A 17,561-nucleotide genomic window follows, 5' to 3' on the forward strand; every position below is an offset into this window, starting at 1 on the left:
ACGCGAGATCGGCAAAGGAGCGAAGGCAATGAAACGGCGATGGGTTGCGGGCGTGCTGGCCCTCCTCCTGGTGCTGGCCGCCATGCCGGTGTACCACGCGGCGGACCGCGTGGCCGATGCCGCGGCGCGCATTCAGGAAATTCTGGACATCCTCTCGCGCCACCACGTCAGTGGCGCGTCGGTGAGTACCCTTGAGGATGCGGCCATTCGGGGCATGTTGGCGGTGCTGAAGGACCCGTACACGCAATACTTTACCGAGGAAGAGTGGGAACGATTCCGCCAGGCCGTGGAAAACGAGTTTGTCGGGATCGGCATCACCGTGCGGCAGGAGGGAACGCGGCTGTTTGTCGAACGGGTGGTGCCCCAATCGCCGGCGGCAGCCGGGGGGCTGGAACCGGGTGACGAGATTGTCGCCGTCAACGGAAAGGGGGTGGCCACTCTTTCGCTGGAGGATTTCCTCGCCCGCGTTCGCGGTCCGGAGGGCACAGCGGTCACCCTCACGGTGCGGCGCGGAGGGAAATTGCTCGCCCCGGTTACCCTGACCCGCAAGCGGATTCACCTGCCGGACGTTGAATTTACGCGGATGGAGGGGGGCATTGGGTACATCCGCCTCTCCACCTTCGGCACGCAGACGGGGCAGGCGTTTGCCAACGCCTTGCGCCTGTTGAAACAGCCGCCGGGGATTCGCGCCCTCGTTCTCGACCTGCGCGGAAACGGGGGCGGCCTTCTCGAGACGGCGCGCCAGATTGCGGCGCAGTTTTTCCCGGAAGGCGTGTTGATGTATACGAAGGACCGCAACGGCGTGGAGAAGGCCGAATGGGTGCGCGGCGGAACCGCCATCGGCGTTCCGGTCATGGTTCTCGTCGACCAGGGCAGCGCCAGTGCCTCGGAGGTGTTGGCCGGGGCCCTTCGCGACAACCTTCCCCAGCATGTCAAGCTGATCGGCACGCGCACCTTTGGCAAGGGCAGTGTGCAGAACGCCGTCGAGCTGAAAAGCGGGGGCGTGCTCAAGGTGACCATCGAGGAATACATGACCCCGAAAAAGCGGCCGGTCAACCAGGTGGGGCTTCAGCCTGACCGGGTGGCCGCCGGCGCCCTGGCCCCGGTCGTCGCCGCCCTGCGTGAGGTGGAGGCCAACGAGATCCGCGTGGAGGTGACGCCGACCCGTGTGACGGTGAACAAGGCCCCCATCTTTGCCGGCAAGGACGCGTTCGCGGAGGGAGATCGCTGGTACGTGCGCGCGCCGCTGCTGGCGGAGCTGGTCGGGGGACAGGCCATGTGGGATCCCAAAGGGCGAACCGTCACCCTCGCCAAGGGGGAGCGACGGCTGGTTCTGCCGGCGGACGACAAGCGCCTGCGCAATGCAAGTGGTGCCGCGTACGTGGAGGTGGCCGCCTTTACGCGCGTGTTTCCGGAGCTCAGGGTGGTGAAGGCCGACGGCCGCACCCTCGAGCTGCGCGCAGCGGGAAAATGACGAAAGAGGGGGAGTGGAGATGATCCTGCCGTACCGGGGGAAGACGCCTGTCATTCACCCCACCGCGTTTTTGGCCGCCGGAGTGGTTGTGACAGGAGATGTGACGATTGGGGAAGAGAGCAGCGTGTGGTACAACACGGTGATCCGCGGGGACATCGCGCCCACGCGCATCGGCGCCCGGGTGAACATCCAGGACAACTGCACCCTGCACCAGAGCCCCGGCAAACCGCTCATCGTGGAAGACGACGTAACCGTCGGGCACAATGCCATCCTGCACAGTTGCGTGATCCGCAAAGGCGCGCTCATCGGCATGGGAGCGATCGTCCTTGACGGGGCGGAAGTGGGAGAAGAGGCCATGGTCGGAGCCGGCTGTCTTGTCCCGCCGGGCATGAAGGTGCCCCCGCGCACGCTGGTGATCGGCTCCCCCGCGCGGGTGTTGCGCGCGATCGGCGAGGCCGATCTGCGGGAGTTGGCCCGCATCCGCCAGTCGTATCGGGAGAAGGCGCGGGAGTACCGGGAGGCCGAACGCCAGCTGCTCGCCCGTGGCGAGGGACGGTAGAAGGGGGATGCCCATGACCCGATGGAGTGTCCGGGCGGCCGTCGTCCTGATTGCCGCAGCCGTCGGCGGTTACGCGTTGTTCGCCCTGCTTCTCCCGCGATTTGTCCCGGAGCCGGGAGGCAGTCCGCAGCCGGGAGCGGGGGCGGGTTTGCCAGGCGACGTGAGCGAAGCGGCGGACCCTTCCGACCCCTGGTTGCGGCAACCGGTGCTGCATCACCTGCTGCTGACCCATACCGGTGAGGTTCGGAATTCGGCCAAGCCCCTGGCCGCGTTGCTCAACCTCACGGCCGAGGAATGGGACCGCCTCGTGGAAGTGGCCCGGTACGAACAGGAAGCGCTGGCCAAGGTGGAGCGTTACCAAAAGGAGCGCACGGCGTTGCTCGGGGCGGATAGCGTGGCCGTGCAGGAGGTCCTCACGCAGGTGAAGGGCGACGAGCAGCGTGTGTTGAACCATGTGGACCGACTGGTGCGCAAGCTGCTCGGCGGGGAGCGCTACGCGCAGTTTCGCCAATGGGTGCGGGAGACGTGGACGCCCACCCGCGCACCGGTGGAAGGATTGTCCAACGGTTAGCGCGAATCCAGTAGGAGAGCAACCTTGTGGGTCGTCAGAGGGGGAAAAACCGATGGACGCGCAGCTTCGCATTGCCGTCGTGCAAATGGACATTGCCTTCGGCGCGCCGCGGACGAACCGCGACAAAGTGGCCCGGTGGATGGAACGGGCCCTGCAGCACGACCCGGATGTCGTGGTGTTCCCGGAGCTGTGGGATACGGCGTACGATCTGGACCGGCTGGAGCAGATCGCCGATTGGGAGGGAGAGGAGACCCAGGCGCTGTTGTCGGCCCTCGCGCGCGAGGCCGGCGTGGCCATCGTGGCCGGTTCCATCGCCGAAAAGCGGTCCGAAGGGATCTACAACACATCGTTTGTCTTTTCCAAAAGCGGTGAGGTGATCGCCGCTTACCGCAAAGCGCACCTCTTTCGCCTGATGGATGAACACCGTTATTTTCAGGCCGGCGATTCGTGCGCCGTCTACCGCATCGATGATGTGCCGTGTGCGACCGTGATCTGTTACGACCTGCGGTTCCCCGAATGGGTGCGAACGGCTGCACTTGCCGGCGCGCAGGTGCTGTTTGTACCCGCGCAGTGGCCGCATCCGCGCCTGCACCACTGGCGCCAGCTCCTCATCGCGCGGGCCATTGAAAACCAGCTGTATGTGGTCGGGTGCAACCGCGTGGGGACGGCCAAGGGTGCATCCTTCTGCGGCCATTCCATGGTCGTCGACCCGTGGGGGGAAATCGTTTGCGAAGCAATGCAGCGGGAGGAGATCCTTGTCGCCGACGTGCACCTTGACCGGGTGGCCCAGGTGCGGAAGACGATCCCCATCTATGCTGATCGCCGTCCTGATCTCTACGCGCGGTAGCCGCGGAACGGGCGCCGTGCCGGTTCTGCCGCGGGAACCGCGCGGTCTCGGGTAGCAGGCGTTTCAATAAGATGCAGCGGAATTGGGCTGCTGTCCCGTCGCCTTCGCGCAAGCGCGACATACCGTAACGATAGGAGAGGCTTGAGCGAGGGAGGCGGTGCGGGTGCTGGAACCCCATGACGAACCGTCCAAGCCCTTTGGTCGAAGCGGCCGACACCAGTCGATGGCGGACCGGTTTTCCCACCTGCGCCATTTGTTTGAGGCGCTTGAGGGCATGGTGCGCATGATGGACCAGGCCGATCGCAGCGCCAGGGCCCTTCTTCGCCACTACCGGCGTAAAAAGGATCAGGAACCGCCGGGGGACCGGTAAGCCATGGCGGGTGCGGCGCGTGGACACGCAGGAGGGCCCGACGTGAGACAGAAAGCTCCCAGCAGGTTCAGCCGGGAGCTTTTTGGTTGTCGGTTTACACACGGGCCACGTTCGCTAGCGGCGCGCCGATCCGTGTGGTGAAATCGACGTCGCGGTAGTAAGTGTGGGCCACCAGGAGGTTGGGGCCGCAGCACCGCGACTGGGGGCAGAAGCAGCGGTACCGCCGGTTGGCCGGGTGCTCCTGCCAGCGGGCAAAGGCGTCGACGAGGGTGTCGGTCCGGACGTTGCCCAGGGGACCAACATCGCCGAAGTCGGTGACGATGATGTCGCCGGTGAAGATGTTGACGTTGAGGCGGTTGCGGCCGTCGGGATCGTTGCGCACGGTGACGTTGGGTGTTGCGTGGAGGCGGCGAATCAGGGCGAGGTCGTCCGGATTGTCACTGCAGGCGAAGAAAGGCAGGGTGCCAAAAAGGATCCACACCGTCTCCACCCGCTCGTTGAGGAGGCGGTGGATGGCCGCGCGCAGCTCGTCGAGGGTGAGCGGGCGCATCGTGCGCGCGAAGTCGACCGGATAGAGGGGATGTACCTCATGGCGCCGGCAACCGAGTTCGGCGATCAGACGGTGAATGGCGCCGATCTTGTGTGCGGTGCGCTCCGTGAGGATCGTTTCCGCCGAGACAAAGACCCCGCGCTGGGCAAAATGGCGAATGTTGGCGACGAGACGCTCGTAAAGCGCCTTACCCTGTGCCGGATTGACGGCATGTTCGGCCTTGTCGAAAGCGATGGCGTGAAAATCCTCTGCCGACGTGTAGTTGAAGGAAATGTGCAGCACGTCGAGGTAGGGGAGAATGGGTTCGTAGACGGCCGGATCCAGGGTCAAATTGGTGTTGATCTGGGTGCGCAAGCCGCGCCGGCGGGCGTAACGTAAGAGGGGGACGACGTACTCCTCGACACTCGCGCGGTGCAGCAGGGGTTCCCCGCCCGTGATGGACAGCGTGGTCAGTGTGGGCACTTCCTCCAGGCGGCGCACGAGCAAGTCGAGCGGCAGGGCCGGTGCCTGGCGCGTCGTCAGGGTATCGCCGACGGCACAGTGTTCACACCGAAGATTACATAACGTTGTTACGGTAAACTCAATGCTGGTCAACTGGTATTGGCCCTTCGACAACCGTGTGTCAAAGGGATCCCACGGATCATAGTCCGGGGACAGCGGACGCAAACCTTGCGTGTTCATGCTGGTTCCTCCTGTCTTTTCCGAAATGCCCTTCTCGATTATAGCAAGCGAAGCGCGGTCGCACACCTCGTTTGGTGTTCGCTTTACAATCCCGTGGAAGATTGGTAGGCTGATAGGGGTTTGAATTTTGCGTGACGGTTCGAGGTAGGAGTGACGGTTATGCATGTGCGATCGGTCGTGCTGGTTTTGCTCGGGGCGTGCAGCTACGGTGTGCTTTCCACCTTTGTCAAACTGGCCTATGCCGACGGCTACGATACGGGACACGTGACCGGCAGCCAGATGCTGTTCGGGGCGTTGATGCTGTGGGTCTTGGCGTGGCCCTATCGCCGCCGGTGGCCCCGCCTGCCGTGGCGTGAGGTGGCGAAAATCGCCGCCGCCGGTTCGCTGGTGGGGGTGACAGGAATTTTTTATTACGCATCGCTCCGGTATATTCCGGCATCCATTGCCATCGTGCTGCTGTTTCAGTTCACGTGGATCGGCGTATTGCTCGAGGTCCTGACCACGCGCAAGGCTCCCCACCTGATGAAGGGGGCGTCCGTGGCCGTGTTGCTGGTGGGGACGGTGCTGGCCAGCGGCCTCTACGAGGGCGAGCTGGAGCGGCTGCCGGTTCCCGGCCTCGTCCTCGGCTTGCTGTCTGCCGTGTCGTACGCCTTGTTCATCTACCTGAGCGGACGCGTGGCCCCGACGGTGTCGCCGTGGCTGCGCAGCCCGATCATGATTACCGGTTCCTTCGTGGCCACCATCCTCGTGTTTCCGCCGACCTTTTTGGTGGATGGCAGCCTGACTCGGAGCTTGGCCCTGTGGGGTTTCCTCTTAGCGTTGTTTGGCGCCGTACTGCCGACGCTCTTTTTTACCTACGGCGTCCCCCACATCGGCCCCGGCCTGGCATCCATCTTGGGTTCCGCCGAATTGCCCACGGCGGTGCTCATGTCCCGCTTCGTGCTCGGTGAGGCGGTTTCCCTTTGGCAGTGGATGGGTGTCGCGTTGATCCTAGTCGGCATCGGTGTGGCCGAGCTGAAACCGCCCCGCTGGCTTCGTGCACGGCGCCCCTTCCCGGCGCCGGGGCGCAACCGGTAGTAAGACGGGAACAGGAAAAACCGTTGTACACGGACGCACTCCGCCGATAAAATCAGAAGTGTAGCGTATCCAAAACGTTTTGGAGACGAGGGTCATGGTGACAATCAAAGACATTGCGCGGCTCGCCGGCGTGTCGATCACCACGGTTTCCCGCGCGTTGAACGGCTACCCCGACGTAAGTCCGAAGACGCGGAAGAAGATTCAAAAAATCGCGGCGGAACTGGGGTACCGGCCCAATGTTGTGGCGCGTAGCCTGGTCACCAAGAAGACGCAGACGATTGGGCTCCTGCTTTCGGACTTGCGACGCCGCAGCACCGACAGCTTTGTGCTCGATCTGCTGTGCGGGATGAACGACGCCGCGGGCGAACGCGGATACGAGCTGATCCTGTTTCATACCAATCCGGCAAAGCAGCGGGTCAAGTCATACCGCGCCCTGTGCCAGGAACGGCAGGTCGACGGGGTGATTGTCATGGGCCTGCGCCTTGATGACCCCTACCTGCAGGAGATGATGGAGGCGGAGATCCCGTGCGTGTTTGTTGATGTGGAAGTGGAGGGTGAGCGCGTGGGCTATGTCACGTCGGCCAACGCGAAGGGTGCGCGCCTCGCCATCACCCACCTGGCCGACATGGGGCACCGCGAGATCGCCTTCGTCAATGGCCATGACCAGGCGGCGGTCAGCCACTACCGCCTGCAGGGGGTGCGTGAGGCCTGCCGCGACCTGGGACTCGCCCTCCCGGAGGAGCGTGTGCTGGACGGCGCCTTCACCGAGGAACAGGCGTATGAGGCGGTTGCCGCGCTTCTCGCACACGATCCCGCCGTTACGGCCGTTTTCTGTGCCAGCGACCGCATGGCCATCGGGGCGATGCGGGCGGCGCGCGACGCGGGACTTCGCGTTCCCGACGACCTGTCGGTTGTGGGCTTTGACGACATTGTCCTGGCGTCGTACACCACGCCGGCGCTCACCACCATCCGCCAACACACCTATGAGATGGGGGAGGCGGCGGCCCATTTGCTCATCGACATGCTGGAAGGTGTGGCCTCGTCGCACCGCGTGGTTATCGACGTGGAACTGGTGCAGCGTGACAGCGTGGCCCCGCCGCGTCGGCACGCGTAACCCCGTGCGAATCCCATCGTTCCTCGCGGCCGGCGTGTGCCGGCGCTTTTCAAACCGTGCTATCCAAAACGTTTTGGATCGGCAAATCCGATGCCAATGCCGGGCTTCGTGGGGCGGGACCAGACGGGAAAAGCAAGGGAAAGGAGAGCCACATGATGGACTTTCGCGTAATCAAGGAGAACGACTACTTTCTGTTGACCGACGTGCGTGGGGACATCCCGGCGGAGAACCCGGAGGGGCTGGGCTTCTACACCCGTGACACGCGCTTTCTGAGCCGGTTTGAGTTGCTCGTCAACGGGCAGAAGCCGGTGGTCCTCCATTCGGCGGCGGATCAGAACTACATGGCGCGGATTCTCCTGATCAATCCCAACCCGAAGACCCTCGGGGAAGACGCGATTGACCTGGCGCGCGAATCGGTCACCTTTGAGCGTACGCGGCTCATTTATGATGGCATCCTGTACGAAAAGCTGGTCGTCACCAATTACGACCGCCGTTCCCAGACGTTGACCTTCACCTATGCCATCGACGCCGATTTTGCCGACATGTTTGTCGTCCGCGGCTTTGCAGGCGGTGAGACGGGGACGGTGACGGACCGGGTGCGCACGGCTGGCGGCCTGGTCGTGCGCTACGAAGGGAAGGACGGCATCACGCGCGAAACGGTTGTCGCTTTCAGCCAACCGGCCACGGCGTGGGACGACGAGGGGCATCACTTCCGCCTCGCTCTCGATCCGGGTGCCTCGTACACCCTGACGGTGACCGTCACTCCCGTGGTGGGCGGTGAACGGGGCACGGCGGTGTCCATGGAGGTGGCGATGGCGGCGCTCCAGCGCTCCTATGCCGAGTGGATGGACCGGGCCATGCATGTGGAGACCGACAACGCGCAGCTCAATCGCCTCTTGCACCGCAGCCTGCTCGATTTGCGCGTGCTGACCACCGATTTGGGCGACGGCCCCTTCCCGGTGGCCGGCATTCCGTGGTATGCCGTCCCCTTTGGGCGCGACAGCCTGATCACCGCCTGGCAGGCTCTGGCTTTCCAGCCGGAGATGGCCAGGGGCACACTGCTGACCCTGGCGCGCCTGCAGGGGAAGCGGGGGGATCCATGGCGCGACGAGCAGCCGGGAAAAATCCCCCATGAGATGCGCTACGGTGAGCTGGCCAACACGAACCAGATTCCCTTCACGCCCTATTACGGGACGATCGACGCCACGCCGCTCTTCCTGATCTTGGCCGCCGAGTACTACCGGTGGACCGGCGACCGGGAACTGATGGAACGGCTGCTGCCCAACATCCTTGCCGCCCTGGAGTGGATCGACCGCTACGGCGACCGCGACGGGGACGGCTTTGTCGAATACCTGCGTGAGTCGGCGCGGGGCTTGGGCAACCAGGGATGGAAGGACTCGGGCGACTGCATCGTCTACCGCGACGGCCGCCTGGCCGAAGGGGCCATCGCCCTGTGCGAGGTGCAAGGCTATGTGTACGAGGCCAAGACACGGTGGAGCACGATCTTTGCCGAATGGGGCGATGCCGAGCGGGCCAAGGTGCTGGCCGACGCGGCGGAGACCCTGAAGCGACGCTTTGCCGCCGCCTTCTGGATGGACGACGAGCAGTACGTGGCCCTTGCCCTCGACGGCCACAAGCGTCGGGTGGACGCCGTCACGTCCAACCCGGGACACCTGCTCTTCACCGGCATCCTGGACGATGAGCAGGCGGCGCGCGTCAAAGATCGCCTCATGCAAAGCGATCTCTTCTCCGGCTACGGCATCCGCACCCTTAGCGCCAAGGAGCGGGCCTACAACCCGGTGAGCTACCACAACGGCAGCGTCTGGCCCCACGACAACAGTCTTATCGTCCTGGGACTGGCGCGCCGGGGGTTTACTGAGGCGGCCCACCGCGTGATCGCCGGCATGCTGCGGGCGTCGGAACAGGTGGAGCACTGCCGCCTGCCGGAGCTGTTCTGCGGGTTCTCCGCCGACGACCGGCTCGTTCCCTACCCGGTGGCCTGTTCGCCCCAGGCGTGGGCGGCCGGTACACCGCTCCTGTTTGTGCGGGCGCTGTTGGGCATTGAGCCGGACATCCCCAACGGCAAAATCGTCCTTGCCCCGTCACTTCCGCCATGGATGAGCTGGATGCGCGTGCGGCGGATGCGCATTGGTTCGGGCGAGCTGTCCTTCGATGTGATCCGCGAAGGCGGGGTGCTTTCGGTACGGATCGAAACCAATACCACCGGCGCCGAGGTGCGCGTCCAACCCACACCACCAAGAGGAGGGGGCGTGCAGTGACGGCATCACGATGGTTTTGGCGGAAATCATGAAGCCGGAAGACGACCTCAACGATTTTGCGCCGCTTTCTGAACGTGTTGAAAACGATAGAGATTTGGGAATCAAATGGAAGCGCCCTTCCACACGGCACAGCGGCGTGGAAGGGCGCTTCTTTCCTCATGCACTTCCAAGCGAAGATGGGATCACACCACTTCCAATACGGCAATGCCCCGAATGGGGTTGTCGCGGTTGCGACCGTCGCCGTAAAACAGGTAAACCGGTCCACCGTCGCGGATCGGCTTGCCGTTTTGGGCAAACTGCAGGATTGCCCCCTTGGCTTCCTCGAGGGACAGGGTGACACGCTCACCGTTGTCGAGGTGACAGACAACCGCGGTCGCGTTGGGGGCCGGGCCGGCGTTTTGCAGGAAGGGGGCCAGCGGCATGCCCCAATCGCCCTCCAATGCCTGCTTGGCTGCGTACAGGGCTTCACTTCTGGCGGTCGGGACCGCGCCATCGCGCAGCGCGGCGACCCACCGCTCCGCAGCCGTTTCCGCTTCCGCTTCCCGACGTGCCGGCTCCTGGGCTTCCCGGGCACGATTGAAGGCCTCGGCCATCGGCACTTTGCGGTCGTCAAAAATCCACACCGTGGGGTCGAGGGTAATGGTGTAGCGCACGTTTCCCTTGATCACGATGACGTCCGCCATCAGGTCGCAACCTCCTTTTCCCGCCGATCGTCGCGTTCCCATTATACCATGGTCGGCGTATGGGCCAGCGGGCGCCGCCCCGTGGCGCTTCTAGCCCGCGTAGGGTGCTTATGCTACAATAGCGATGAATGGACTGTGGGATCGGAGGGATGGCCTTGTCCACCAACATCGCCACCGAAGTGAGCCAAAAGGCCCTGAAATTGTTGCAGGCCGACGCGGAAAAAATCAGCAAATTGATTGAAGTCCAGATTGAAAACTTGACGACCCCCCAATGTCCGCTGTATGAAGAGGTTCTGGACACGCAGATGTTCGGTTTTTCTCGGGAGATCGATTTCGCCATCCGTTTGGGCCTCATCGACGAGGCGACCGGCAAACAGCTGCTCGACGAACTGGAGCAGAAATTGACCAAAATCCACGAGGCGTACAACAAACGGCGGTAGCCAAAGGAAGAGCCGCCATCCGTTGGCGCCCGCTGAGGGTGACCCGCGCGGGGTCTTTTTGTCTTTTTGCAGGCTGCGTATAAACGGCCTCCCTCGGTCGGAACACTAAGGGCAACCAATGTCCCGACCGGGAGGAATGGGGATGGCAAGACGATGGCAGCGTGTTCTTCTCGCGGTGGTCGTAGTCCTCTTGGTCTCGACGACACTGTCGGTCTTTGTGGAGCGGACGGCTGCCTTTGGCCAGCAGACCCTGTGGATGGGCATGCGCGGTGGCGATGTCTATGAACTGCAAGGCCGTCTCAAGCTGCTGGGACTGTATACGGGACCGGTCGATGGCCATTTTGGCCGTCGGACCTATTTGGCGGTGCGGCGGTTTCAGTACGAGTGGGGATTGCGTGTGGACGGCGTGGTCGGGCCGCGCACCAAAGTGAAGCTGTGGCAGGCCACCAGACATTGGTATCCTGGGCTGGAGAGGCTAGCAGGAAAGCCCACCATCCCAATTCTCAAAGTGGGGTCGCGGGGGCCGCGGGTGCGCGAGTTGCAGGCGCGCCTGAAGTTTCTCGGCTACGATCCGGGACCCATCGACGGTCGCTATGGCTGGCGTACGCTGCGGGCGGTGCGGACGTTCCAATGGCGGTTTGGCCTGCCCGTTGACGGCATTGCCGGGGTGCGCACCCAGGGCAAGCTGTGGGAGGCCACCAAGCGCTGGCGGTGGGGGATGGAGGCCCGTGTTGCGCCGCCGCGCCAGGTCGCACCGCCCGCTCCTCCGCGCGCTGCGACCCCTGCTCCGGCGCGCCGCCCGGTGCAAACGTCGGGGTTTCGGGGGTTCTCGGAGCGCGACATCGATTTGATGGCCCGCGCGGTCCACGCGGAAGCGCGCGGCGAGCCGTACGTGGGGAAGGTGGCGGTAGCCGCGGTGATCTTGAACCGCATCGAAAGCGCGGCGTTTCCCAACACACCGGCCGGCGTGATCTTTGAGCCGCTGGCCTTCGAGGCTGTTGCCGACGGGCAAATTTGGCTCCCCCCCGACCGCGAGTCGCGGCGGGCCGTCATCGATGCATTGAACGGATGGGATCCCACCGGTGGCGCCCTCTATTACTTCAATCCGGAACGCGCCACCTCCAAGTGGATTTGGAGCCGCCCGCAGATCAAGCGCATCGGGAAGCACATCTTTACCAAATGACCGCAATGCCACCCGCAACTTTCCGATTCGGACCGCCGTTTTCCACAATCGAACCGCGAGGCGTTGGACGCCAATTAGCCCCGACTGCGGGGCTTTTCCTTTTTTCTCCGTGACGGGAAAAGGGGAACGGCGCGGCAAACTAAGAGGGAGCCTTCTCGACGGAGTCGTTCGCGACTGCGCGAGTCGACGCCTGTTGGTGAGGGGGGAATGCGGTGAAGCACAGGTTGTGGTGGCTGATGGTGGTGCTGGCAGTGACCCTGGTGCCCAGCATCGGCCGGGTGCAGCCTCCTCCGGCAGATGACGGTGCCCGGGTGCGCGCTCCCGGGGCACCGGTCGAGCGGCTGCAGGTGCGGGAGGGGATGCGCCCCGGGGAGTACCGGGAAGGAGAAGTGGTGGTCCGTTTTGCCAACCATCCGGAAGAGAAGACGATGCACCGGTGGCTTCGCGAGGTGGACGCCACCCACGTGCGGCACAACCATCTGGTGTGCATTGTCCGTTCACGCTCCAGGAGCACTGCGGAACTGATGCGCTTTTTCCATGACAAAGGGGCGGCCTATGTCGAGCCGAACTACATCATTCGGGCCAACACCGTGCGCGGAGGGGCCATGGGAACGCCGCCGTTGTCCCAGCCGCAGGACAGGGGGTCGCGCAAGCGGGTCCCCAATGACGAGTTTTACCGTCCCTATCAGTGGAATTTGCCGTTTATCGGCAGTGAGCGGGGATGGCGGGTTTCGACGGGCGATCCGGCGGTGATCGTTGCCGTCGTCGACACCGGCGTCGATCTCGACCACCCGGATTTACGCGGACGGCTGGTCCCGGGACGCAACGTGTTGAACCCGGGAGCCCCGCCGCAAGACGACCAAGGGCACGGAACCCACGTGGCCGGAATTATCGCTGCGCGCACGAACAACCACCGCGGCGTGGCCGGTGTGACGTGGCAGTGCCGCATCATGCCGGTGAAGGTGCTGGATGCCCGCGGGGCCGGCAACCTGTTTGACGTCGGTGACGGTATCATCTGGGCCACGGACAACGGGGCAAAGGTGATCAACTTGAGCCTGGGCAACTACGTGGAATCCCGGTACCTGCGCGACGCCGTGCGGTACGCGTTTGCGCGGGATGTGGTTCTGGTTGCCGCCTCTGGGAACGACGCCTTGCCCGATTCCGGTTTCCCGGCCTCCTATCCGGAGGTGCTGGCCGTCTCCGCGCTGCGGCCCGATCGGCGCTTGGCCGACTATTCCAATTACGGGGCGGCCATCGACCTGACCGCCCCGGGAGACGAGATCGCCAGCACCTTCCCGGATGACCGATACGCAGCCCTGTCAGGGACATCGATGGCCAGCCCCCATGTGGCCGGCGTGGCCGCGCTGGTGCGCTCGGTGAACCCGACCTTGAGCAACCGGGACGTGATCGGCCTCTTGATCCGGACGTCCCGGGACCTCGGGCGCCCGGGATGGGATCCGCTGTACGGTCATGGACAGGTGGATGTGGCTGCCGCCTTGCGGGAAGCCTCGGCCACTTACGAGCGGCGCGTGGACACGATCACGCAGCGCCTCGCACGGCTGATGCAGCAACTGGGGCTGGCGGACGCCGCACCGGGTCGGGCGTTGAACGGCCGCGAGCTGGCCGCGTTGCTGGAGCGGGTGTTGGGCAGCCGCGGAGCGGAAATGGCGCGGGATCTTCGCCAGCGACGGCACGTGACGGTCGGGGAATTCGACCGCCTGTTGAAAAAGCTGGAGCACGATGCGGCGGGCCGCGGATCGCGTTCGGGCTTTCTCGCCCCGTCCCTTTCCCCGGAAGCGGCCCGGCGTCCCCTGACCCTGCGCGCTGCCGTGGTGCGCATGGTGGAACGTGGCTGGCGCCTCGAGCCGTAGCAACTTCCAGATGTAGAAGCGGGCCGGGCTGCTCATATTAGAGGTGGGCAAGCGGAGAGGAGGTGAAGCGCATGACCATCGGCAGCCGTCTGCAGACGACGTTGGCCAGCGCCCAAGGGGTAGCGGCGGACCTGAAATCCTACGCCTTGGAGACGCAGGACCAGCAGGCAAAGCAGCTGTACCAACAACTGGCCCAGACGATGGACAGCGTGGTCAACTCGCTCCAAAGCCGCGTGAACTACGTGCTGGAGCAAGAACCGCAGTACAAGAACCAGTAACGACGGTGCCCCCTCGTGCAGAGGGGGCGGTGTTGTTCCGGGTTACAGTTTGGCGATGTTGTGCCATAGCGTTTCCAGCCGGTACAGCGTGGCCAGGGCGTCGGTCTGTTCCCTGTGGCGTAGGTAGGCGCGCAGTTCGGACAGGGTTTCCTCGAAGGCGCGGATGTCTCCCTCATCGGCGTTTAAATAGATGCGGCGGTGCATGGATCGCCACGCGTGAAGCAGCTGCTGGTAGTGGTGGTCCGCGGCGGCCCACTGCTGGGCTTCCACGGCGCGCAGGGTAGCGTGGGTGGCGCCGAGCACGTCCTGATCCGGCGACAAGGGCACTTTGAACGGGTTGGCGCAGCCGGCCATGAGCCCCAGCCCCAGGCAACCCAACAAGGTCAACACAAGCAGCCGCACGTTACCCCTCCTTCGTCGTTTCGCGGAAATGGCGTTTGAGCCGTTCCAAGATGGTTTGCACTTTCTGTGCCGCGTGCCGGTAGTCGCGGCGGGCCTGTGGATCGTCGGTTTCCAAGGCGAATTGGTGCAGGTCAACGAGCAGCTTCTCCAAATGGGCCAACAGCTGCTTGCCGGCAGGGTAGGCCCCTTCTTCCCATTCCCCCTTGCGGTCGACAAACAGCCGCCCCTGGTCGTCCAGTTGGGCGAGGGAGACGTCTTCTATGCGGTCGATACCCTGGCGCTTCAATTCCCCCACGAGCCAGGTGGTGGTACGTCCCGCTTCGGCCAGCCGCTGGTGGTTGATCTGGCCGTCCTTGATCACCGTGAAGGGCAGTGTTTCGGCGGCTACCGGAAGGCGCAAATCGTGGGGTTGCAGGGGTCGTTTGTCCGCCTTCGGGAGTACACTCACCTGGCCGTTCACTTCCAAAATGGCATAGGCGACGTCTTCCACCCGGAACACGTTTTTTTTTTCAGGCGCAAGTTCATCAGCAGCTGGTCGATGGTGATCCGTTCTTTGCGCAGGTTTTCTTCAATGATGCGGCCGTCACGGATGAGGACGCGCGGTTCCGTCTCTAACCAGCGGCGCAGGCGTTGGCTCTTGAGGGCGGCGATAGCGAGGGCCACGGCAATTCCGCCCCACGCAACGATACCCATCAGGGTGGGGATCGTTTCGACTTCCAATTCCACCGACAGGGACGCGGCAATGGAGCCGATGGTGATGCCGGTCAGGTACTCGAACATCGTCATCTGGCCGATCTGCTGTTTGCGGATCAGGCGCGCGAATACAAACAGCGTGGCAAAGGCGATCAGGCTGCGGAGGATGACAAGCAGGCTGAACGACACGCAGTTCACCCCCATCCAGTCGAGGAGTAGTTTTCCACTTCGCCGTGTGGCCCATGCACGCCGGGGCGGCGGAACGAGGCCGGTCGGGCGGCGTGCTATAATGGAAGGGCGACGGAGGGGGGACGGAAAAGATGGACGCCAAGCGCGTGCTGATCGTCGAAGATGAGGTGCACTTGGCGCGCTTTCTGCAACTGGAACTGGAACACGAAGGGTTTCGCACCCATGTTTGCCACGACGGCCGGGAAGGGCTGGAGTTGGCCCTTACCCAGCCCTTCGAGCTGATCCTCCTCGACATCATGCTGCCGTCGCTCGATGGGATTGAGCTGTGCCGCCGCGTGCGGGCGAAAAAAGACGTCCCCATTATCATGCTCACGGCGCGCGATAGCGTCTCGGACAAGGTGCTGGGCCTCGACAGCGGCGCCGACGACTATGTGACCAAACCCTTTGCCATCGAGGAGCTCCTGGCCCGCATCCGCGCCCTCTTTCGCAAAGAGCGGCGTGACGCCGGGGTGTACGAGGTGGGCGGGATCCGGGTCGACGTCAAAGGGCGGCGCGTTTTTGTGCAGGGGCGGGAGGTGGAGTTGACCCCCCGGGAATTTGACCTTCTGGCGTTCCTCTTCCGCAACAAAAACCACGTCATGTCGCGCGACGTGATCCTGGACCGTGTGTGGGGGTATGCCTATACCGGGGACTCCAACGTGGTGGACGTTTACATCCGCTACCTGCGCAGCAAATTGGGTCCCATTGGCGAGAAGGTCATCCAGACGGTGCGCGGCGTCGGCTATGTGGCACGGGAGTGAGGGCCTATGGACATCAAATGGCGCCTGACCCTCTTTTCAACCATTGGCCTGGTGGTGCTCCTTCTATTGTTTAACGTGTTTGTTTATCGCGTGTTGTGGGAATATTTCCAGTACGCCGAACGGGAGCGGCTTTCCGACAAGGCGCACGACCTGGTGGAGCTGTACCGCGAAGTTTCCCCCTACGTGATGGACCGGACGGCTTGGTTGCGTTCGCACCTGGGGGATCAGGAAGCGGTGCGCCTCCTTGAAAAGGGCGTGGTGGTGGCCGAAGCCGACCCGCACGGCCTGCTTCGGGTTTCTTCGCCCACGGGCGATGGCGTTTCCGCGCCCGTTCTCACGGTAACCCTTCCCCTCGCGAAGGGCGGAGACGAGGTGCTGGTGCTGGCCTCGGCCATGGAAGAAGCGCATCGCCACATGGAACGCGTGGTGAAGACCACGGTTCTCGGGTCGATGTTCGTCCTGATTGGCGCGGTGGGCGGAGGATACTGGATGACGCGACTGGCCTTTCGCCCGGTGACGAGAATGATCCGCACCGTGCGCAGCATTTCCCCCTCCGTTCCCGAACCGCGCGTCCCGGTCCCGAACAGTCATGATGAACTGGCGGAACTGGCCGTTACCTTCAACGACCTGCTCGGCCGCATTAACGCCCTCCTGCGCCGCCAGCGCCAGTTTGTTGCCGACGCGTCGCACGAACTGAAGACGCCGCTAACGGTAATCGAGGGCTACCTGCGCCTGCTGCGCCGCTGGGGCGCCGCCGACCCCTCGGTGCGCGATGAGGCGCTGGCGGCCATCGAGCACCACGTCACCCGCATGAAGCGGTTGACCCACGACCTGCTGTTCCTGGCCCGCCTGGAAACGGAGTCGAAGGAAAAGGGTCCCAATGCGCTGGTTAACATCACCCTGCTGGCCGACCGCGTGTTTCGCGACGTGCACGCCCTCCACCCGAGGCGCAAGATGACGCGTACAGGGGATTCCGGCCCCCTCTACACCCTGGGCCGGGAAGACCAGCTGGAGCAGCTGCTGTACATCCTCCTGGACAACGCCGTGCAGCACACCGCTGCGGATGCTGGGATTACCGTGCGCACCGCTGCCTCGGGGGAGTGGGTGGTGTGTGAGGTTCACGACGAGGGGCCGGGCATCCCCGCGGAGGACCTGCCGTACGTGTTCGAGCGGTTTTACCGCGTCGACAAGGCCCGTGCACGGCGGCGCGGCGGAAGCGGGTTGGGGCTGGCCATCGCGAAGGCCATCGTCCAGGCTCATGGCGGCCGCATCGAGGTGGAAAGCGCCCTCGGCCGGGGCACAACCTTCCGCGTCTATCTCCCGCAGTACCGCGGGGAATGATCCAAGCCGGGCGCTTCCTTCGTGATGCTCACCGTTTTCTCATCGCCTTCTCAGGAACGCCGGGGGCAGCCTGCGTATAATAGAATTCCACTCCGGTGAGGAAGATGAGTTACGGTGAGCGTGGTGAAGCTGCTGGACTTTCTGGTGGCCGCGCCGTTC

19 protein-coding genes are annotated in these 17,561 nt (G+C 64.0%); 14 read left to right on the forward strand and 5 right to left on the reverse strand.

Annotated features, from left to right (window positions below):
• Positions 1 to 28 precede the first annotated feature (28 nt).
• The 5 genes from ACYQ0Z_RS06745 (at position 29) to ACYQ0Z_RS06765 (ending at position 3,821) form a co-directional block, all read left to right on the forward strand.
• On the forward strand, positions 29 to 1,474 hold the full coding sequence (locus tag ACYQ0Z_RS06745) for a S41 family peptidase (RefSeq protein WP_459865783.1): 1,446 nt from the start codon (positions 29 to 31) through the stop codon (positions 1,472 to 1,474).
• A 19-nt stretch (positions 1,475 to 1,493) separates the two neighbouring features.
• Positions 1,494 to 2,033 (forward strand): gamma carbonic anhydrase, encoded by a 540-nt coding sequence (locus ACYQ0Z_RS06750; protein WP_459865785.1) that lies wholly within the window; start codon positions 1,494 to 1,496, stop codon positions 2,031 to 2,033.
• 13 nt (positions 2,034 to 2,046) lie between these two features.
• Entirely contained in the window at positions 2,047 to 2,604 is a 558-nt protein-coding gene (locus ACYQ0Z_RS06755) for a hypothetical protein (protein WP_459865787.1), read from the forward strand.
• Positions 2,605 to 2,656: 52 nt separating this feature from the next.
• Complete coding sequence (locus ACYQ0Z_RS06760; protein WP_459865789.1) at positions 2,657 to 3,451, forward strand: carbon-nitrogen family hydrolase; 795 nt, start codon at positions 2,657 to 2,659, stop codon at positions 3,449 to 3,451.
• Positions 3,452 to 3,614: 163 nt separating this feature from the next.
• The gene (locus tag ACYQ0Z_RS06765) at positions 3,615 to 3,821 is read left to right on the forward strand and encodes a hypothetical protein (protein WP_459865791.1); all 207 of its coding nucleotides are present in this window, start codon (positions 3,615 to 3,617) and stop codon (positions 3,819 to 3,821) included.
• 94 nt (positions 3,822 to 3,915) lie between these two features.
• On the opposite strand, the gene yfkAB is transcribed toward ACYQ0Z_RS06765, so the two are convergent.
• On the reverse strand, positions 3,916 to 5,052 hold the full coding sequence (yfkAB, locus tag ACYQ0Z_RS06770) for a radical SAM/CxCxxxxC motif protein YfkAB (protein ID WP_459865793.1): 1,137 nt from the start codon (positions 5,050 to 5,052) through the stop codon (positions 3,916 to 3,918).
• A 159-nt stretch (positions 5,053 to 5,211) separates the two neighbouring features.
• Here yfkAB and ACYQ0Z_RS06775 point away from each other — a divergent pair, with 159 nt between their 5' ends.
• The 3 genes from ACYQ0Z_RS06775 to ACYQ0Z_RS06785 all read left to right on the forward strand — a co-directional run bounded on the left by ACYQ0Z_RS06775 (position 5,212) and on the right by ACYQ0Z_RS06785 (position 9,522).
• Positions 5,212 to 6,129, forward strand: coding sequence for an EamA family transporter (locus ACYQ0Z_RS06775; protein ID WP_459865795.1), 918 nt, complete (start codon positions 5,212 to 5,214; stop codon positions 6,127 to 6,129).
• Between the two features lie 94 nt (positions 6,130 to 6,223).
• Positions 6,224 to 7,243, forward strand: a complete 1,020-nt coding sequence (locus ACYQ0Z_RS06780; protein WP_459865797.1) for a LacI family DNA-binding transcriptional regulator — start codon at positions 6,224 to 6,226, stop codon at positions 7,241 to 7,243.
• A gap of 155 nt (positions 7,244 to 7,398) precedes the next feature.
• Positions 7,399 to 9,522 carry an amylo-alpha-1,6-glucosidase gene (locus tag ACYQ0Z_RS06785; protein WP_459865799.1) on the forward strand — a complete coding sequence of 708 codons (2,124 nt, stop codon included), beginning with the start codon at positions 7,399 to 7,401 and terminating at the stop codon, positions 9,520 to 9,522.
• Between the two features lie 182 nt (positions 9,523 to 9,704).
• Here the strand turns inward: ACYQ0Z_RS06785 and ACYQ0Z_RS06790 are convergent, their stop codons facing one another.
• Positions 9,705 to 10,205 (reverse strand): hypothetical protein, encoded by a 501-nt coding sequence (locus ACYQ0Z_RS06790; protein ID WP_459865801.1) that lies wholly within the window; start codon positions 10,203 to 10,205, stop codon positions 9,705 to 9,707.
• Positions 10,206 to 10,360: 155 nt separating this feature from the next.
• Here ACYQ0Z_RS06790 and ACYQ0Z_RS06795 point away from each other — a divergent pair, with 155 nt between their 5' ends.
• From ACYQ0Z_RS06795 to ACYQ0Z_RS06810, 4 genes are all read left to right on the forward strand, one after another.
• Positions 10,361 to 10,645 carry an Fpa/YlaN family protein gene (locus ACYQ0Z_RS06795; RefSeq protein WP_459865803.1) on the forward strand — a complete coding sequence of 95 codons (285 nt, stop codon included), beginning with the start codon at positions 10,361 to 10,363 and terminating at the stop codon, positions 10,643 to 10,645.
• Between the two features lie 142 nt (positions 10,646 to 10,787).
• The gene (gene sleB, locus ACYQ0Z_RS06800) at positions 10,788 to 11,828 is read left to right on the forward strand and encodes a spore cortex-lytic enzyme (RefSeq protein WP_459865805.1); all 1,041 of its coding nucleotides are present in this window, start codon (positions 10,788 to 10,790) and stop codon (positions 11,826 to 11,828) included.
• A 212-nt stretch (positions 11,829 to 12,040) separates the two neighbouring features.
• Positions 12,041 to 13,699, forward strand: coding sequence for a S8 family peptidase (locus tag ACYQ0Z_RS06805; protein WP_459865807.1), 1,659 nt, complete (start codon positions 12,041 to 12,043; stop codon positions 13,697 to 13,699).
• Positions 13,700 to 13,770: 71 nt separating this feature from the next.
• The gene (locus ACYQ0Z_RS06810; RefSeq protein WP_459865809.1) at positions 13,771 to 13,977 is read left to right on the forward strand and encodes a DUF1657 domain-containing protein; all 207 of its coding nucleotides are present in this window, start codon (positions 13,771 to 13,773) and stop codon (positions 13,975 to 13,977) included.
• Between the two features lie 42 nt (positions 13,978 to 14,019).
• On the opposite strand, the gene ACYQ0Z_RS06815 is transcribed toward ACYQ0Z_RS06810, so the two are convergent.
• Genes ACYQ0Z_RS06815 through ACYQ0Z_RS06825 form a run of 3 tightly spaced genes read right to left on the reverse strand, consistent with a single transcriptional unit; the run spans position 14,020 to position 15,261 of the window.
• Positions 14,020 to 14,379, reverse strand: a complete 360-nt coding sequence (locus tag ACYQ0Z_RS06815) for a DUF4363 family protein (protein ID WP_459865811.1) — start codon at positions 14,377 to 14,379, stop codon at positions 14,020 to 14,022.
• Position 14,380: 1 nt separating this feature from the next.
• Positions 14,381 to 14,869 carry a DUF421 domain-containing protein gene (locus ACYQ0Z_RS06820; protein WP_459865813.1) on the reverse strand — a complete coding sequence of 163 codons (489 nt, stop codon included), beginning with the start codon at positions 14,867 to 14,869 and terminating at the stop codon, positions 14,381 to 14,383.
• Positions 14,836 to 15,261, reverse strand: coding sequence for a DUF421 domain-containing protein (locus ACYQ0Z_RS06825; protein WP_459865815.1), 426 nt, complete (start codon positions 15,259 to 15,261; stop codon positions 14,836 to 14,838). The genes ACYQ0Z_RS06820 and ACYQ0Z_RS06825 overlap by 34 nt, the downstream gene beginning before the upstream one ends.
• A 131-nt stretch (positions 15,262 to 15,392) precedes the next feature.
• On the opposite strand from ACYQ0Z_RS06825, the gene ACYQ0Z_RS06830 reads away from it, so the two are divergent.
• Together ACYQ0Z_RS06830 and ACYQ0Z_RS06835 are read left to right on the forward strand one after the other, a co-directional pair.
• A complete protein-coding gene (locus ACYQ0Z_RS06830; protein ID WP_459865817.1) occupies positions 15,393 to 16,061 on the forward strand; it encodes a response regulator transcription factor in 669 nt (222 codons plus the stop codon).
• Positions 16,062 to 16,067: 6 nt separating this feature from the next.
• A complete protein-coding gene (locus tag ACYQ0Z_RS06835) occupies positions 16,068 to 17,402 on the forward strand; it encodes a HAMP domain-containing sensor histidine kinase (RefSeq protein ID WP_459865820.1) in 1,335 nt (444 codons plus the stop codon).
• Positions 17,403 to 17,561: the final 159 nt, after the last annotated feature.

Source organism: Calditerricola yamamurae, assembly GCF_054654135.1.

Bases quoted from the DNA above. Each gene is read 5' to 3' on its own strand.
- ACYQ0Z_RS06745 (WP_459865783.1), top strand. From the start codon at position 29: ATGAAACGGCGATGGGTTGCGGGCGTGCTGGCCCTCCTCCTGGTGCTG.
- ACYQ0Z_RS06750 (WP_459865785.1), top strand. From the start codon at position 1,494: ATGATCCTGCCGTACCGGGGGAAGACGCCTGTCATTCACCCCACCGCG.
- ACYQ0Z_RS06755 (WP_459865787.1), top strand. From the start codon at position 2,047: ATGACCCGATGGAGTGTCCGGGCGGCCGTCGTCCTGATTGCCGCAGCC.
- ACYQ0Z_RS06760 (WP_459865789.1), top strand. From the start codon at position 2,657: ATGGACGCGCAGCTTCGCATTGCCGTCGTGCAAATGGACATTGCCTTC.
- yfkAB (WP_459865793.1), bottom strand. From the start codon at position 5,052: ATGAACACGCAAGGTTTGCGTCCGCTGTCCCCGGACTATGATCCGTGG.
- ACYQ0Z_RS06775 (WP_459865795.1), top strand. From the start codon at position 5,212: ATGCATGTGCGATCGGTCGTGCTGGTTTTGCTCGGGGCGTGCAGCTAC.
- ACYQ0Z_RS06780 (WP_459865797.1), top strand. From the start codon at position 6,224: ATGGTGACAATCAAAGACATTGCGCGGCTCGCCGGCGTGTCGATCACC.
- ACYQ0Z_RS06785 (WP_459865799.1), top strand. From the start codon at position 7,399: ATGGACTTTCGCGTAATCAAGGAGAACGACTACTTTCTGTTGACCGAC.
- ACYQ0Z_RS06790 (WP_459865801.1), bottom strand. From the start codon at position 10,205: ATGGCGGACGTCATCGTGATCAAGGGAAACGTGCGCTACACCATTACC.
- sleB (WP_459865805.1), top strand. From the start codon at position 10,788: ATGGCAAGACGATGGCAGCGTGTTCTTCTCGCGGTGGTCGTAGTCCTC.
- ACYQ0Z_RS06810 (WP_459865809.1), top strand. From the start codon at position 13,771: ATGACCATCGGCAGCCGTCTGCAGACGACGTTGGCCAGCGCCCAAGGG.
- ACYQ0Z_RS06830 (WP_459865817.1), top strand. From the start codon at position 15,393: ATGGACGCCAAGCGCGTGCTGATCGTCGAAGATGAGGTGCACTTGGCG.
- ACYQ0Z_RS06835 (WP_459865820.1), top strand. From the start codon at position 16,068: ATGGACATCAAATGGCGCCTGACCCTCTTTTCAACCATTGGCCTGGTG.